This window comes from Anaerobacillus sp. QJM3NY_32, from assembly GCF_056173645.1.
This window is the reverse complement of record NZ_CM149684.1, coordinates 382,253-398,926: the sequence shown is the minus strand read 5'-3', so window position 1 is coordinate 398,926 and position 16,674 is coordinate 382,253. Positions and strand designations below refer to the sequence as shown.

The following is a 16,674-nucleotide window of genomic DNA, read 5'->3' as shown; positions in this document are numbered from 1 at the left end:
GATATCCTCCTTTAAATTCTGCTTTTATACAAAGAAATGGGCCATTACAACAATAATCGGAAGTGTTATAACCGTACGTTGCAAGAAAATAATAGCAAGTTCTAGAACTGAAATTGGAATTTTCGATTTCACTAGCAAAATACCAATCTCTGACATATAAATTAATTGTGTTAATGAAATAGCTGCAATAACAAATCGCGTTAATTCACTTTCAATCCCTGTTCCTATAACTGCAGGTAAAAACATATCTGCAAAACCAACTAACATAGCCGGCGCTGCTTTAGCTGCTTCAGGAATTTGCATAAGTTCAAGGACCGGTACGATCGGCATTGATAAATATGTGAAGAAAGGCGTAAATTCAGCAATAATAAGGGCAATTGTTCCAAGTGCCATCACAAGCGGAATAAGAGCAAAATAAATATCAAGAACGGTGTTAACACCCTGACCAGCTACATGCTTCACTCCTTTTACTTCAGATGCCTTCTCTAGTGCTTTTTGTATTCCCCATTTGAAGCTAGAGACACCCTCAGGTACATCTTCAGAAATTTGTTTTCCTGTACCCTCATAGTACGTGTCCGCTTTACGAGATAGCGGTGGTATACGTGGACAAACAAACGCAGCAACTAGCCCTGCTACCACAACCGTAAAGTAGAACGGAATAAACATATCTTCTAAACCAATGAAGCTAATTACAACAAGACTGAATGCGATCGAATTGATCGAAAAATTTGTTGCAATAACAGCAGCTTCTCTTTTTGTATAATAGCCTTCTTCATACTGTTTCGTTGTGATCAGTACCCCAACGGTTCCTGCCCCCATCCAGGAAGCAAGCGCATCTATGGATGAGCGACCAGGTAACTTAAACAAAGGACGCATCACATAACGAAGGGCTGTTCCGAAGAAATCCATTAACCCAAACTCTAGTAAGAGAGGCATTAACAGACCAGCAAAAAGAAACCATGCTGCAAGAACGGGAACGAGTGAGTAAAGCATTGTACCACCCGAAACATCCGAGATGATAAATTCTGGACCAAATTTAAACAGTGTCATTACTGCGAATAATGCACCGATTAACCTCGTACTAATCCAGAACCAATTCACATAAAATAATTGCTTCAGAAACGGACGAAGCATGATAGCTTTTGGTTCAAACGCTTTTGCAATAATAGGAATAATAGCAGATAAAATAAGAATGGCGGTCATAAATCCAGGCAAGATAGGCGCTAGTTTTATTTGTATAGACTCAGCCAAAATCCCGACCCCAATCGTCATTTTCCCATTAAAAGGAACGGGAACAAGAAATAATAAGATACCGATTAACGATGGAATAAGAAACCATGCATACGCTTTTTTGGTTTGAGATTTCTCTACTGATTGACCCGTACTTTCAAGAGGATAGGATTTTTCCTGTTTAACTTCCATTCTTCACTCTCCTTCGACATTTTTAATATTAATTCATATTCTTGCATATAAATCAGAAAAGAAGCAAGAGTAATTTTCACTTCTTGCTTCTTTTAATATGCAAGTATTATGCCAAAACCTATGGAATTCTGTATTTTTTAAGTTTTCTAACTACTGTTGGTTGACTCATCCCTAATGCATCAGCAATCCTTGTCGTCGTTCGAAACTGCCGTCTAGCCTGTTCAAGTCGTTCTTTCTCAACTCTTTCAACCGTTTCTTGTAAAGTTTCATTAAAATTATTCATTTCTGAATAGTCTTTACTCGAACTTTTATATGTTTGAGGGAGATCTTCCTCGTGTATAACGAATGCATCTGAAGTAACAATAAGACGCTCTATTAAATTCATCAGCTCTCTAACGTTCCCCCTCCACACATGCTGAGTTAACTCATGCATCACTATCTTATTTAGCATCCGCTTTCGTTTATATTGTCTAGAAAAATGATCGACAAACGATTGAATGAGCGGAAGGATATCTTCTTTTCTATCTCTTAGTGGAGGGATCATCAATGGGACGACATTCAACCGAAAAAATAAATCTTCTCGAAAGGTTTTCTCTTGCACAGCTTGTTCCAAATCCTTATTTGTTGCGCTGATCAACCGAAAATCAGAATGAATTTCTTTTGTTCCACCAAGTCGATAAAAGCGTTTTTCTTGAATTAATTTTAATACTTTCACTTGGTTTTGCAGTGAAAGTTCACCGACTTCATCTAAGAAAAGTGTTCCTGTAGACGCCATTTCTGCTAACCCCATACGTCCACCTTTTCTAGCTCCTGTGAATGCCCCCTCTTCATAACCAAACAATTCTGCTTCAAAAAGCGCTTCAGGAATTGCTCCACAGTTCACTTCAATAAACGGTCCATTTCTACGATCACTTTTGTGGTGAATGTATCTTCCCATTTCCGTCTTTCCTACTCCGGACTCCCCTAGAAGGAGAACATTAACATCCACACCTGCAACTTGTTTCCCTGTTGCCATCACTTTTCTCATTTCATGACTTCTAGCAATAAGCCCTTCATCATCCTGCCTTTGCTTAAGCTGCTCAAGCTCATTTTTAACACGCTCCATTTCGGAAGACATTTCTTCCATCCCGGCCTTTATTTCCATTAGTTCAGTAATATCATGAGAATAACTTACAATCCTTACTAGCTCTTTAGCATCATCAAACACTGGCAAACCTGTTACAAGCAGTTTTTTGCCATCAGAACCCGTTTGCACAAACGTAACACGCTTCTTATCCTTTACCACCAGTGGCGTTGCAAGTGGTGTGAATAAACCTTCTCGTTCCAATTCATATACTGATTTCCCCATTAAGTCATTTGCGTTAACACCATAAACCATCCCTGTTCCTTCACTAACTTTCACAATGATTCCATTAGGATCTGTGACAAGTATATCCTCCTGTAAAGAATGAAAGATTGCCTCATATTCATTCCATTTCGCCATACGCCCACCTCATCTATTCATTATTGAATACTTTTGCAATGTGTTATTAAATCCCTTATCTATCAAGTTATTCACTATTCATTTTTGAATAATCTCACTTTTGTATTTTATCACACTATTATAATCGCAAAGCAAAATTCTTTCCTGCTTAAAGCTAACCCTATAGAATAAACGTTGGAACTTAAAGTTAACGAGGGAGGAAACAACATGGTAGCTCTTAAAGGAAAAACAGCATTAATTACAGGTGCAGCTCGAGGAATTGGTCGAGCATCGGCAATTGCTCTTGCAAAAGAAGGCGTAAATATCGCAATGATTGCCCGTACAGAAGAGACACTTCAGAACGTAGCGAAAGAAATCGAAGCAGAAGGTGTGAAAACTTCCTTCGCTATTGCAGATGTTTCCTCTAATGAGGAAGTAACAACAGCTGTAGCTAAATTGAAAGAAGAACTTGGCGAAGTAGACATTCTTATTAATAATGCAGGTATCGCTAAAATGGGTGGCTTCATGGATCTCGAAGTTACAGAGTGGGAAAAGATCATTCAAGTGAATTTGCTAGGCGCTTACTATGTAACACGTGCTGTACTGCCAGATATGATTGAACGTAAATCAGGAGATATTATTAATATTTCTTCTACAGCAGGACAAAAAGGTGCACCAGTTACTAGCGCCTATAGTGCTTCTAAGTTCGGACTTATGGGTCTAACGGAATCACTAGCTCAAGAAGTTCGCAAGCATGATATCCGTGTAAGTGCGCTAACACCAAGTACCGTTTCTACGGATCTAGCAGTAGAAAATAACCTAACAGATGGAAATCAAGAGAATATGCTTCAACCAGAAGATATGGCTGAGTTTATCGTTGCTCAACTAAAAATGAACAAACGTGTATTCATTAAAACAGCAGGTTTATGGACAACTAACCCATAAGGTAAACTCTCACAAAAGTTACTCTCATTCTCATGATTAATTTAAATGAAAGAAGCAGCCAGCCTACTTATGCTGGCTGTTTCTATATTCTCTAAGTGATCCATAGTACTCGTAAGCTTCCCAGTGTGCTTCATTTGAATCAAAGTAAACCCAAATAGGTAAATTATCTAGTTCTGGATATGCTTGATATAAGTGTTCATCTCCTACTCTTATAGCCGATAAGGCTCCAGGTAACTCTTCTCGAAATATACGATTTCTTATACTCGACCTCCCCTCTTCTGTAGGATCGTCAATTAAGACATATACGTAAAAATAGAGTCCACAATCATTTCGAAAGCTTCCAAGCACCTCATCTCTTATGGAAGAAATGCGATCAAAGGCATATTCTTTTCCAATCGTTAAAAACAATTCTCCAGTTATATCGGAATGTGTTAATGTATATTTCCTTCCTAATACACAGTTCTTCTCTCTCATTCCATCACGATACGTCACCATCAGCTTCTGCTTCACTTATCTCTTCCCCCTCCTTTTTACAGACTATGGGTCATCACTCATTTGGGTTCATTTCATTCTTATCGACTATGACAACCTATACAGTGCGTAAATTAATATTGCTAAAGGACATTTTTGAGAGGATGAGAGAATTTGAGTCAACAACCCCAATTAATCAGTTCTGTAGATCCCTACGTCTATCAAACACTGATATCAATTGAAGGGAGATTGATTACAGTCCAAACAACAAATGGCTCACTCCAAGGAATGCTCGAATCCGTGATGCCAGATCATATTGTTTTACAAGTGAACGAAACCCCTTTTTTTGTTCGCATTCAACAAATTGTCTGGGTATTTCCTAATTAAAGGGGGGGATCGCATGTTTAAGCGAATCAATAAGCAGTTAATTGAGCTTCCGATACCAGATCATGGGGATGCAAACGCAGCTGCTGCCGTACAGGATTTACTTGGAGGACGCTTTGGAGAATTGTCTACACTAAATAACTACATGTTCCAGTCGTTTAGCTTTCGTGAGAAAAAAAAGTTGAAGCCTTTTTATGACCTTGTTGCCAGTATTACTGCAGAAGAATTTGGACATGTGGAATTAGTAACAACCTCGATCAACTTGTTGACCACAGGAAGTTCTTTTCAAGCGCCACCTGATTTAACTCCATTACAAAATGGTAAAGACGTACGAAATACAGCTCAGTTTGTCGCTACAGCACAAACAGCTCTTGCTGCAGATGGAATGGGCAACTCCTGGCGCGGAGATTACGTCTTCAGTAGCGGCAATCTAGTGCTTGACCTACTCCATAATTTTTTTCTGGAGGTTGGTGCAAGAACGCATAAGATGCGCGTCTATGAAATGACCGATCATCCTACAGCCCGAGAAATGATTGGCTACTTACTCGTACGTGGTGGAACTCATGTACTTGCATACGCAAAAGCGATCGAGATCGCGACAGGTACAGACTTAACAAAAATGCTTCCGATTCCGAGCCTTGATAACTCCAAATTTGACTATGCTCGAAAATTTGAAGAACAAGGATTAAACAACGTTCTTTATACTTGGAGTGATAGCGATTACTTAGGTATTAAACAAATATGGAAAGGGACTAACCCGGAAAATGGTGAAAAACTAATGGTGATTGAGGGGGCACCAGAAGGAGCTCCTATTCCTAATCTAGATGATCTTCCAGAAGAATTTGCGCCAGGGATTACTAAGGATCATTATGAACAGATCGCAAAACGTTTAATGCGAAATTTATAGAAAAAAGCACCTACCTAAGGGCAGGTGCTCTTTTCTTGCTACCAGATCGCTTCCACCCATTCTGGATGATCAATAAACGGATTGCGATTATGTTGGTACTGATCATAAATAACATTGTTTCGATTTTCTTCAAAAGAATCCACGGGATCCATTTCATTCCATGCCTTTAATACAGAAACTTTCCCAATATATGGTGATGAACCATTGTTTACAAGATTATTTACTTCAAGGTCCACTTCACCACTGTCCCCTTCGTAACGAACAGCCATGTAGAAAATCATTCGTGCTACATCACCTTTCACACTGTCACGAGGCTCCCAAGAATCACTATCATAATAGTTACCGGGTGCTTCTGATTGAGGCGATCCACCGTTATCAAAATCAAGATTACCACGTGAGCTATTGACTGTTACATCAGTTGGGCGTAAATGATGAATATCTGTTCCTGGCCCCATAGATGTCCCAAAATCCCCGTGAGACTTCGCCCAAACGTGTTCACGATTCCAGTCGTCAACGTTACCACCATTCTCATATTTGCTTTGAGATCTGCCACTATAAAGGAGAAGTACATTGTTCGGGTTCGCTGGGTCTTCATCCGTCACGCGTAGGGCATCCCAAACTTCACTGTAAGTTAGCTCATTGTGATCATCGATGATAAGATGCAGCTCAGATTTTAAGGCACTACCGGTTTTACCAACAGCCGAGCTATAGTATGTATCATCGTAAGGGGATGGTTCTCCATCACCTGGGTCGTTAGGATCCCCACTTCCTTCACCATCACTTAATTCCATATTGGAAACACTCTTCACTCCTGTATGAGCGAAATAATCTGTTAGGCTTCCACTGACCACAACAGCTTCACCTAGTAAACTAGGATTACTTTGCAATCCAAAATCATTTCTGAAAGTTGATGGAACCTGGACGAAAAGCATTTCATTTACATTTGTTTCATTCACTTGATCGGCAATCGCGATCGCATAGTCATCCGAAAAGTCAGACGTAGTTACGGAGGAAGTTGAGACTGGCTTTCCAACAATATACCCTTCAACTGACCCTGTATTACCTTGATTTGCTATTCCCTGATTAACTGAAAAAGGTGATAATGAATTTCCAGATCCATCAGCAAAAGATGGTGTAATCGTGAAATACATCATAATAAACGACACAACTAACATAAAAGCAACCGTTCCATAAACCCTACGACGTGTGGTATTCATTCATATTCCCTCCCCTTTAAAATAAAAGCTCCGTTTTATGAAGCCCCTCTAGTGTAAACGTACACTATTAAGCTAAATGAAACACGATGTAAATGTTCCTTTATTTATCATAGGTCAAATGCCTCATCACGCCTTATATTGTGTCTTTCTTACTATACGGCTGCTTTTTACGAAAATTCCCATCGTTTTCTCATCTTCCTTACTTTCATCCCAGCCCATAGTCCGATATAATCAATGAGGATTGTTAAACCATAAATAAAGGGTGTTTTCCTATGAGTATATTAACCGTGAAAAACCTAACACACGGATTCGGTGACCGTGCTATTTTTGATGATGTATCATTTCGTCTTCTAAAAGGCGAACATATTGGACTTGTTGGTGCTAACGGCGAAGGTAAGTCGACATTTATGAATATTATTACTGGAAAGTTAGAACCAGATGAAGGAACAGTTGAATGGTCGAAAAATGTAAGAGTCGGCTATCTCGATCAGCACACTGTTCTTGAACGAGGCATGACGATTCGTGACGCCCTTAAAGGCGCTTTTCAGTATTTATTTGATTACGAAGCTGAAATGAACGAGCTGTTTGCGAAAATGGGGGAAGCTTCTCCAGAAGAGCTAGAAAAATTGTTAGAAGAAACAGGAACAATGCAAGATATGCTCGCTAACAATGATTTCTACGTAATTGATGCAAAGGTAGAAGAAATTGCACGTGGGCTTGGACTAGATGAAATCGGACTTGAAAAAGATGTACAAGATTTAAGTGGTGGTCAAAGAACAAAGGTCCTTCTTGCTAAACTTCTTCTCGAGAAGCCTGATATTCTCCTTCTCGATGAACCGACAAACTTTCTTGATGAGCAGCACATCGTATGGCTCAGGCGTTACTTACAAGAATATGAGAACGCGTTTATACTCATTTCTCACGATATTCCTTTCTTAAATAGCGTAATCAACTTGATTTATCACATGGAAAATCAAGAGCTAACAAGATACGTAGGTGACTATGATAACTTCTTATCTGTATATGAAGTGAAAAAACAACAAGTTGAAGCAGCGTTTAAAAAGCAGCAGCAGGAGATCTCTCAATTGAAGGATTTTGTTGCGAGAAACAAAGCAAGAGTTGCAACGCGTAACATGGCGATGTCGAGACAAAAGAAGCTTGATAAGATGGATGTAATTGAGATCGCCAAAGAAAAGCCAAAACCAGAATTTCATTTTAAGCAAGCTCGGGCTTCTGGCAAACTCATCTTTGAAACAAAAGATCTTGTTATTGGGTACGATGAACCACTATCCCGTCCATTAAATCTTTCAATGGAAAGAGGGCAAAAAATATCCCTTATGGGTGCAAATGGGATTGGTAAAACGACACTTCTTCGCAGTATACTTGGGGAAATTAAGCCGATTGAAGGTTCAGTTGAGCTCGGTGACTACCTTTATACTGGTTATTTTGAACAAGAAATTAAGACAAGAACATCTAACACTTGTATTGAAGAGATGTGGAGAGAGTTTCCCCACTACAGCCAGGCTCAAATTCGAGCTGCCTTATCCAAATGCGGCCTAACAACGAAGCATATTGAGAGCAGGGTCGACGTTCTTAGCGGCGGCGAGAAAGCGAAACTTAGACTTTGTAAATTGATGAACACAGAATCAAACTTGCTCGTATTTGATGAGCCAACAAACCATCTTGATGTAGAAGCGAAAGCTGAATTGAAACGTGCTTTAAACGAATACAAGGGTAGCATCATTCTGATCTCCCATGAACCTGAATTCTATCAAGACATTGCAACAGATGTATGGAACTGTGAAGATTGGACAACGAAATTAATTTAGAACAAAAGGCTTATCCGATTATTCGGATAAGCCTTTTTCTATATCTTCAATCGAATAATCCGGAACTAGTATCTTACCGTTATTATTCTTGTTTACGATAGATTTAATCAATGATTTTGTAAGATTTTGAGGGGGATAAGGCTTAATAAGGTAGTCATTTGCCCCTAACTCAAAACCTCGCTGCTTCTCCTCACTTACTGTAGATACAAAGATTGGAATATCTTTCGTACGCTCTGATTCCTTCACGGCTTTCAAAACATCCCATCCGCTCATGCGGCCATCTAACATTATATCTAGCACAATTCCTTTAGGAGTCATTGTCTCAAGCATTTTGATCGCGGCTTCACCACTGCGGCAATGATGGGCCGTAAATCCACTTTCTGTAATTTCCTCCATTAATAAAAGGGCAAGGCTATCATCGTCCTCTACAATCAATACGCCTGAATCCTCCAATTCCCCTGATTTCGGTTCTATTGGCAACCTTTCTCTTATTAGAGGAAAAACAAGTGTGAATGTACTTCCTTTCCCAAGCTCAGAAGTAACTTCAACATCACCATCATGCGCTAACAAAATCTCTTTTGATATAGCAAGCCCAAGCCCAGTTCCACCAATTTGGCGTCGATCTGAATTATCAACACGATAAAACTTCGTAAAGAGTTTAGCTAGAGAGTCTTGTGGGATTCCGAGTCCCTCATCCTCAATATCCACATAAAGCTGACCTTCTCCTACTCTGAATCGCGTTAGTATTGCCCCACCTTCTGGAGAATACTTTACCGCATTGCTAATGAAATTATTGATGACCTGTTTGATCTTATCTGCATCGCCAATAATCTCATGTTCATCTGTTGTGTCTTCAATCATAAAAGAATGAAGCTGAGAATGAACGCGATAGTTATCGAGCACTTCTTCAATAATTTCTTTCAAATTCACTCTTGTTTTGTCATAATTTTGCTTTCCAGCTTCCATCCGCTGTATATCAAGAAAGTCATTAATCAGCGAGGTTAACCGCTTCGCTTCTTTATAAATCGTGCTTAAATATTTCTTTTGCTTTTCAGGTTTTAGCTCTTTTGAAAGCATAAGCTCTGTAAAACCAAGAACACTTGAAAGCGGTGTTCTAAGTTCATGACTAACTGTACTAACGAATTCATTTTTCATTTCATCTACCTCATGTTCACGAGTAATATCGCGGTGAACAAAAATCGAACCAATGAATTTATCACCATTATATAAATGCTCATAATACATTTGAATAAAGAGCGCTGGTTCTGTATTTGTTTGATAGATTAATTCACTTTGCTTAGGTTTAACACCCACAATGACGTCATGCACGTAAGACTTTACTGCATCGCGATCATCTAAATCAACTTGCAGAAGAAATTTCGAACTCCACTCAGCAAATGTTTTTTCATCTACGCCATCAGGAAAACAGGCATCCAACATTGTACACATTTGATCATTAACAGCACGCGTCGTTCCTTCCCTGTCTACAAGTTGAATTCCTTCTCGAATCGTGTTCAATATTTCTCTATTCACCTGTCGTTCATTCTCTGTTGTTTCGTATAATAGGATTTTATCTAAAGCAAGAGAAATTTGACGTGATAAACCATTGATTTCCGATACTTCTTCAGGCTTGTATTCTACCCCAGTTCTAGTAATGCACAATAAAGCTACTACTTCATTACTTGAAACTACAGGGATATACAGATCATTTGAGAGAACTTCATCACCATGATACCCTGCTTCTCCAACTGAGGCTGGTCTTTGTACAATGTGATATCGCTTTTGTTGAACTGCTTTTATTCCGGGTCCATCCGTAAGATGATCAATCCACTGATGTACCTTCTCCTGGCTGATGCCTAACGACGCATAATCTTTCCCTTGATTCAGCATCACAATAATCCCTTTATCTGAACTTAAGATATGAATCATGTTCGTAATAATACTTTGTAATAACTCATTCTTATTTAGCGTTGAAGCAAGTGAACGGTTTAATTCATTACGATGTTCTAATACTTGCTTCTGAACGTTCATTACTTTCACATTTTCTTCAAGGGTATTTTTACTACTTTGAAGTTCTTCGCTTTGCTCCAACAACGTTTCATTTGATGCAATGAGTGCTTTTTCGTTTTGTTGAATATTAGTAATCATTAAATTAAATGATCTAGCAAGCTCTCCAAGTTCATCTGATCTTCTAACATGTGGTACAGCTACATTTTCACCAGAGGACATTTGACTTGAGGCCAAAGCGAGCTCTTGCAGCGGTTTTCCAATACGGCGAGCCATTATCCCAGCAAGAATGGTAGCTATTAAGAGCAGGAACACTACAAAAAGAACAAATAGAATTTGTAAGTTTGCTAAACGATCAATTAAATTCTTCTCAGTTGCGGTTATTTCGTTGTCAACGTCAGAGACTAAATTTCTCGTTTGATCTCTTAAATTGTAAACGAGATTGCTGCCCCCTTGATTTTGAGATAAGATTTGTAATCCTGTTGTATTATCACTAGCTACCTGACTTTTCGCTTCTTCAAAAAGGTTATAATAATTTATTAATTTATCTTGAAGATATGTGAGATATTCTTCCTCTTCAGGACTCTCCAATTTCGGCTCTAGCTGATTGATTTTATCGACGATCGAATTCTTTTTGGCTTTGTAATTGTTGAGAAACGGCTCATCCAAACGAAAGCCTAGATAGCCTCGTGCTTCAAAAAACATATCATTCAAACTATCTTCTAGTTCAACAGCGTACTGCTGCTTTTCTCGAAGGTTAACAACTTTTTCCTCATACTTTTTTTCAATCGACTGACTATAGAGGCCCAATCCTACGGCTACTATTAAAATCAATAACAAAAACCCGCTCATAAACCAGACAAATTGACGTGATAAACTACTTTTCCATCTTCTATTCACCAAGGATATCCTCTACGACGCTCGCAAGCTCAACAGGACTAAACGGTTTTGAAATAAAATAATTCGCCCCAGCTTCTCTTGCAATCTCTTCATCTTTCTTTTGCGCTTTTGCCGTTAGCATCATGATTTTGACATCCATGTTCCCTTCAGAGCGAACTTTTTTGATAACTTCAAGGCCAGTCATCTCAGGCATCATGTAATCAAGTAATACTAAATCATAGTCATTATCTTGAATAAAATTGTATGCTTCCGCCCCATCTTCAGCCTCATCGATGTCATACCCATCATCTTCAAGTGTATCAACGATTAACATTCTTAGAATCTCTTCATCTTCTGCTATTAATAATCGAGGAGTCAAACCATTCACCCATTTCTTGTAATATTGATTAATAAGATTAAATCACGAACACCCTTTAATAATACCTTCATATTAAAGAGAGTAGAGGGAAATTCCCTCTACTACTTATATCGGCTAAACTCATCTTGCATAATATAGTACGATTGTTTTAATCTTTCATGATAGTCAGGTTCATTCCATTTGTCCCATGTGAATTTGTAGAATTGATTAACTGACAGGTTCCCGTTATCTATAGATGGCATTGATTCAGTAATAGATGAGATCGACAAATCCGAACCTTTTGAATCCCCCTCATACATCACCACTCCTACTTTAAAACCATCTGTTTTCTTCGAGCTAGTAAGTCCGCCATTCCACATATCGCCCATCATTTCCTTATCACTTGGATCTTTAATATTAAATAAAGCCCATGGTAATCGAATTTCAATAGAATTGTTTTTTACGATAAAATCTGAAAGTGAATTAAAGTTTTCACTGTCTGGATTAGCATTTCCATAGGTCAGACGACCCGTTTCATAATCTTCAAATGGAAGTATTTGTTTTGTGCTTGGAATTGTTAATTGTTTATTCAGGGCTAGTCGAATAGGGTGAAAAACATCATTATCCTTTTTGCTCGCATAATTCTTTTTCTCGATTAAACCAAGATCCTCACCATACTGGTAGTAAAACGAGTCATAGTAGCTATGAACGCTAAGTCTTGATTGATCTTTCCCGGCAAGGTTAAGTATAAAATCAATTCCAGACGATGCGTTTATTTCAGGGTCATCTTCAACCTGTTTACTCCCCTGACCACTGATCGTATCAAATAATAATAATGTTTTATCCTTTTTCAATTGTTCTTCGGACATCTCTTGATAATCTAGTCGGAAGTAGATATATTTCTCATCACTTGTCATGTAGAAGTTTTGTAAGTTCTGATCTTTATTATTTGATTCAAATAAAGGCTTAATCCCCGCCTCATTCCAATCCTTCACTTTTCCATCAACTTTAATCTTTTGCTTCTCACCTGGATCAAAACTTAATAACCCAAACTGTTGTTCATTTGTCTGGTCATTTGACCAAAAAGGACGACGATCCGAGTTATCGTAATCCATCGTATTCCACGTTCGTTTAAACCACTCATCTTGCCAAGAAAACACTAATCCTCCTGCATAGTCTTCAGAAACAATGTTTTCAAATAGCTTCGCATCCGTTAGTCCTTGCTCTTCTTCGGAATTTCCGCCCTGATTCATTCCATATACGTTCCGATGAGTCATACCTCGGGAGGCTGGAACACCAAATTCGGCTACAAGAACTGGCATAGTGTGAACTTTTCTAAGTGCATTTAAATAACCGGCATAGTTGTTTTTCTCACCGTTCTGGTCAATATAATTCACATACTCCTCTTCATAGTTCAAAAAATCCGGATAGTAAGGATAAATATGATAAGAAGCAAATTGACCCGCATAATAATTATCCTTCAAATCAATCACATTCGGATCCACTGAAACTAAATCTTCTTCTTCCGATGGTTCTGCTGGATGCTCAAGTAAGTCGGTTGTCACCCAGTTTGTAAAGCTAACTGGCCTTTGCCAATTGTACTTCTCCATTTCATATCCAATCGTGTCATCCATCATCTTCGCTATCCATATCTCAAAAGGGCTCGCTTCTTTTGTATTAAGATAGTCTCCATCATATTGCTCCATATCATTATTCTTCTCGTTCGTTGAAACAACAACTTTCGGATCCCATTCGATACCGAGAACCCATCCAAGTACATATGGTGAAACATCAGCTGTGTAACGCCCGTTTGCATGACCAACTTTCTCCTTAATCGTTGCATTACCATGTATTAGGTCGACCGTATCCTCCATTGCTTTCTTAAGCAGTTGAACGTTCTCATTAGCATATGCATCTTGAGTTTCAATAAGCGGTTCTTCTTCTACCCATACACCATGGAATATGTATAACGGTGTGTCAGCTTCTTGGTTATGTTCTAACAAGGCTTCGTAGAAAGCTGGTGGGTGAATTGTGTAGACACGAACTGCATTTGCATTCATCTCAGCAATTTGATTAAACCATCTTTTATACTCTGATTTCGTAATAGCTGCCTCACCAGGAAAATAACCTGGTTTTGCAATACCCATATTTACACCTTTAATAATGAGATCGGCCCATTCACCATCTTGAAACACCTGAATTTTGTCTTTTCCAACTTTACCTGCCACCTGGATACCTTCGATTGATTGAATATCTAAACTTTTAGCTTCCTGTTTTGTTTCAATATTTTTTAAGTTTTCAAGCACAGTCTCCATCATAGGGGTGTATATTTTCCAATAAAACGATTCGAGACTTTCATCATCTCCACTCAACAATAAACGATTAATAGAAGGAAGCCATTTATACTGATAGAAATTCGAATCTGTATCGCGATCTGCGAAATCTCCTGCAAAATAGTAAGATTGGTTATGCTTCATAACAGCGGGAAAAGAAAGCGGAATTCCAGTTTCCACCAACAAATCTTCTGCTTCTTGAGTAACATCTAATGTATAATTTGCAAGAACCTCTTCTTCGTTGATTGGCTCCACAATATCAAACCAGTAATGATAAGACATAGAGTCCTTTACTAAGGAATCTTCAAACCATTTCTTACCTTGGTCATTGAATGAGAATTGTACGGTATCATTTCCAACCTCATCTTTTTCAATAACAATGATCGAATCATCTTCATTCACAAAAATTAATCCTTGATCCGAAAAATCCCATTCTTCTTCATTCTGTTTTTCATAGTTACTAATAGCCCATCCTGGAACTTCACCATCTGCTGATAGGTCATCGAAATAACGACCGATCCACCCGGACCACTCCAGATTCAGAATAGAATATAGACCCTCTCTCGCCTTATCATCAGTCGGGCTACCAAATGCATTAAACTCCGCAACAAATGTAGATCCCTGCTGTACAGCTTCAGATATCAAACTAACTTCTTCTTGCTTCATTCCTCCGTAGATTATATCTGACCGATCACCCTCAGACGCCTTCCCAAACCATTCTTCTTCGTATACTCCATATGAATCAGCAAGATAAATTAAGTCCTGTCCTACAAGTGTTTCGGGGAAGGAATCAATCGTATAGTCTTCTTCATCTTCTGGTCGGAATCCTGTATAATCCTCTACTTCTGAGTAAGGAGTCCCATCCCCTTTCACCCACTTCTCGTGATTCATAACCCATGTTAGACCTTTGTGTTCACGATAGGTTTCATCAGGGATAGTTTTATCAATAATAAATACATCTTTCCTAGTCTCATCCTCCATATACCAATAAAGAACAGGAAACATTAGAATAAGTCCTAAAGCTAGTAACCCCACTACAAAACTAATAATTGTTGTTCGCTTTATACTACGCACTTATTTTGAAACCCCTTTTCTGCTCATTTCACCCCAGCTTGTGTTTCCACGAATCAGCTGAATAATACCTTCGACTCTCCAAAACACGGTCAATGGCCGAAACCAGAACGCTTCAGAAAGAGAATAGAAATACAACCGTACTAAATCTTGTACTCTTGTATATCGTCTTAAGCTCCATTCTTCTAGTAGCACTGCACTCATCGATAAGAGAGAACCATAGATGACTGCGAGCAAGAACAGAAGCACAGCAAAGGAAGTATAAATACCACCAACAAATGGTGAAATAACCATAATAATATACCCAAGTAATTCAATGACAGGCCCTAGAAATTCGACAATTAAGAAGTATGGCATTGAAACAGTACCAACAAGACCGTACTTAGGGTTTCCTAGCATTTTCTTGTTATGCCAAAGGCTCTCAAAAAGACCTCTATGCCATCTACTCCTTTGTCTCCTTAAAATCTTCGTAGATTCCGGTGCTTCAGTCCAGCAAACAGGATCAGGAACATAAACAATTCTCTTCCCTGATTTTTCTTCTTTGATTAATTTATGAAGCCTGACTACTAGGTCCATATCTTCTCCAACGGTGTCCGTTCGATAGCCGTTTACCTTAACAACACTCTCGCGATGGAAGACGCCAAACGCTCCAGAGATAATTAATAAGAGATTATGTTTTGAAAGGCCAATTCTCCCCATAAGGAACGCTCGGAAGTACTCAATAACCTGCATGACAACGAGAGGACTTTTAGAAAGGGCAACCTTCATGACTTCTCCACGTTCAATTGTACAACCGTTAGCTATTCTTACGCTCCCTCCTACTGCTACAATTTCTTCTTTAGAATCAATAATCGGTTTCATTACTTTAGCAAAAGCATCTCGTTCGATAATAGAATCGCCATCCAGAGAGCAGAAGTATGGATAATGAGCAACGTTTATTCCTGCATTGAGAGCATCTGCTTTTCCGCCATTCACTTTGTCAATTGCGTATAAGTTCTCATAAATAGTAGATTGATAGACAGAAATAATTTCACTAGACTTAATCTGTTTGCGAATCACTTTCTCAACCTTTACCATTTCAAATGATTCAATAACAGATTCTAATGTTTTATCTTTAGACCCATCATTAATCACTACTACTTCGTACTCAGGATAATTGATACTAAGGAGTGAACGAACGCTTGGCACAATTCCAGCTTCCTCGTTGTATGCAGGAACAAGAATAGATACAGGTCTCGTAAAGGAGGATTGAGCTAACTCCTCATATGGCTCAAATTGATCGAGCTTATATTCTTTGCGAAGTTGAACAGAAGAAATAAGAAAAAGGATGAAATAGAAAATGATAATTCCAACCATATAGATTGCCACAAAAATTGTAAATATAAGAAG

At 38.6% G+C, this 16,674-nt stretch carries 12 protein-coding genes; 4 read left to right on the top strand and 8 right to left on the bottom strand.

All coding sequences use genetic code 11. The annotated features are described in order from the left end of the window. Positions 1-24: 24 nt before the first annotated feature. Both AC0VYH_RS02125 and AC0VYH_RS02120 read right to left on the bottom strand, forming a co-directional pair. Complete coding sequence (locus tag AC0VYH_RS02125) at positions 25-1,422, bottom strand: YjiH family protein (RefSeq protein WP_194220150.1); 1,398 nt, start codon at positions 1,420-1,422, stop codon at positions 25-27. A 118-nt stretch (positions 1,423-1,540) separates the two neighbouring features. After that, entirely contained in the window at positions 1,541-2,905 is a 1,365-nt protein-coding gene (locus AC0VYH_RS02120; protein ID WP_475366430.1) for a sigma-54 interaction domain-containing protein, read from the bottom strand. Between the two features lie 207 nt (positions 2,906-3,112). On the opposite strand from AC0VYH_RS02120, the gene AC0VYH_RS02115 reads away from it, so the two are divergent. Further along, positions 3,113-3,829: a 3-ketoacyl-ACP reductase gene (locus AC0VYH_RS02115; RefSeq protein ID WP_475366429.1), complete on the top strand. Its 717-nt coding sequence runs from the start codon at positions 3,113-3,115 to the stop codon at positions 3,827-3,829. 63 nt (positions 3,830-3,892) lie between these two features. Here AC0VYH_RS02115 and AC0VYH_RS02110 read toward each other — a convergent pair whose 3' ends face one another. Further along, positions 3,893-4,339 carry a staygreen family protein gene (locus AC0VYH_RS02110; protein ID WP_475366428.1) on the bottom strand — a complete coding sequence of 149 codons (447 nt, stop codon included), beginning with the start codon at positions 4,337-4,339 and terminating at the stop codon, positions 3,893-3,895. A 135-nt stretch (positions 4,340-4,474) separates the two neighbouring features. On the opposite strand from AC0VYH_RS02110, the gene AC0VYH_RS02105 reads away from it, so the two are divergent. Then, a complete protein-coding gene (locus tag AC0VYH_RS02105; protein WP_242057324.1) occupies positions 4,475-4,687 on the top strand; it encodes a YuzF family protein in 213 nt (70 codons plus the stop codon). 13 nt (positions 4,688-4,700) lie between these two features. After that, positions 4,701-5,591, top strand: a complete 891-nt coding sequence (locus AC0VYH_RS02100) for a manganese catalase family protein (protein ID WP_475366427.1) — start codon at positions 4,701-4,703, stop codon at positions 5,589-5,591. Positions 5,592-5,629: 38 nt separating this feature from the next. Here AC0VYH_RS02100 and AC0VYH_RS02095 read toward each other — a convergent pair whose 3' ends face one another. Then, positions 5,630-6,808 carry an endonuclease gene (locus AC0VYH_RS02095; protein ID WP_475366426.1) on the bottom strand — a complete coding sequence of 393 codons (1,179 nt, stop codon included), beginning with the start codon at positions 6,806-6,808 and terminating at the stop codon, positions 5,630-5,632. 272 nt (positions 6,809-7,080) lie between these two features. Here AC0VYH_RS02095 and AC0VYH_RS02090 point away from each other — a divergent pair, with 272 nt between their 5' ends. Further along, positions 7,081-8,637, top strand: coding sequence for an ABC-F family ATP-binding cassette domain-containing protein (locus tag AC0VYH_RS02090; RefSeq protein ID WP_303533822.1), 1,557 nt, complete (start codon positions 7,081-7,083; stop codon positions 8,635-8,637). An 18-nt stretch (positions 8,638-8,655) separates the two neighbouring features. Here AC0VYH_RS02090 and AC0VYH_RS02085 read toward each other — a convergent pair whose 3' ends face one another. The 4 genes from AC0VYH_RS02085 to AC0VYH_RS02070 form a co-directional block, all read right to left on the bottom strand. Then, positions 8,656-11,544: an ATP-binding protein gene (locus AC0VYH_RS02085; RefSeq protein WP_475373226.1), complete on the bottom strand. Its 2,889-nt coding sequence runs from the start codon at positions 11,542-11,544 to the stop codon at positions 8,656-8,658. Further along, complete coding sequence (locus AC0VYH_RS02080) at positions 11,537-11,902, bottom strand: response regulator transcription factor (protein ID WP_430241595.1); 366 nt, start codon at positions 11,900-11,902, stop codon at positions 11,537-11,539. The genes AC0VYH_RS02085 and AC0VYH_RS02080 overlap by 8 nt, the downstream gene beginning before the upstream one ends. A gap of 101 nt (positions 11,903-12,003) precedes the next feature. Then, positions 12,004-15,288, bottom strand: a complete 3,285-nt coding sequence (locus tag AC0VYH_RS02075; RefSeq protein WP_475366424.1) for a hypothetical protein — start codon at positions 15,286-15,288, stop codon at positions 12,004-12,006. After that, the gene (locus tag AC0VYH_RS02070) at positions 15,289-16,641 is read right to left on the bottom strand and encodes a glycosyltransferase family 2 protein (RefSeq protein ID WP_475367445.1); all 1,353 of its coding nucleotides are present in this window, start codon (positions 16,639-16,641) and stop codon (positions 15,289-15,291) included. It abuts the gene before it with no gap. Between the last annotated feature and the right edge of the window lie 33 nt (positions 16,642-16,674).

Coding starts and splice junctions, on each gene's coding strand:
- AC0VYH_RS02125 (WP_194220150.1), bottom strand. CDS start 1,422: ATGGAAGTTAAACAGGAAAAATCCTATCCTCTTGAAAGTACGGGTCAA.
- AC0VYH_RS02120 (WP_475366430.1), bottom strand. CDS start 2,905: ATGGCGAAATGGAATGAATATGAGGCAATCTTTCATTCTTTACAGGAG.
- AC0VYH_RS02115 (WP_475366429.1), top strand. CDS start 3,113: ATGGTAGCTCTTAAAGGAAAAACAGCATTAATTACAGGTGCAGCTCGA.
- AC0VYH_RS02100 (WP_475366427.1), top strand. CDS start 4,701: ATGTTTAAGCGAATCAATAAGCAGTTAATTGAGCTTCCGATACCAGAT.
- AC0VYH_RS02095 (WP_475366426.1), bottom strand. CDS start 6,808: ATGAATACCACACGTCGTAGGGTTTATGGAACGGTTGCTTTTATGTTA.
- AC0VYH_RS02090 (WP_303533822.1), top strand. CDS start 7,081: ATGAGTATATTAACCGTGAAAAACCTAACACACGGATTCGGTGACCGT.
- AC0VYH_RS02070 (WP_475367445.1), bottom strand. CDS start 16,641: ATGGTTGGAATTATCATTTTCTATTTCATCCTTTTTCTTATTTCTTCT.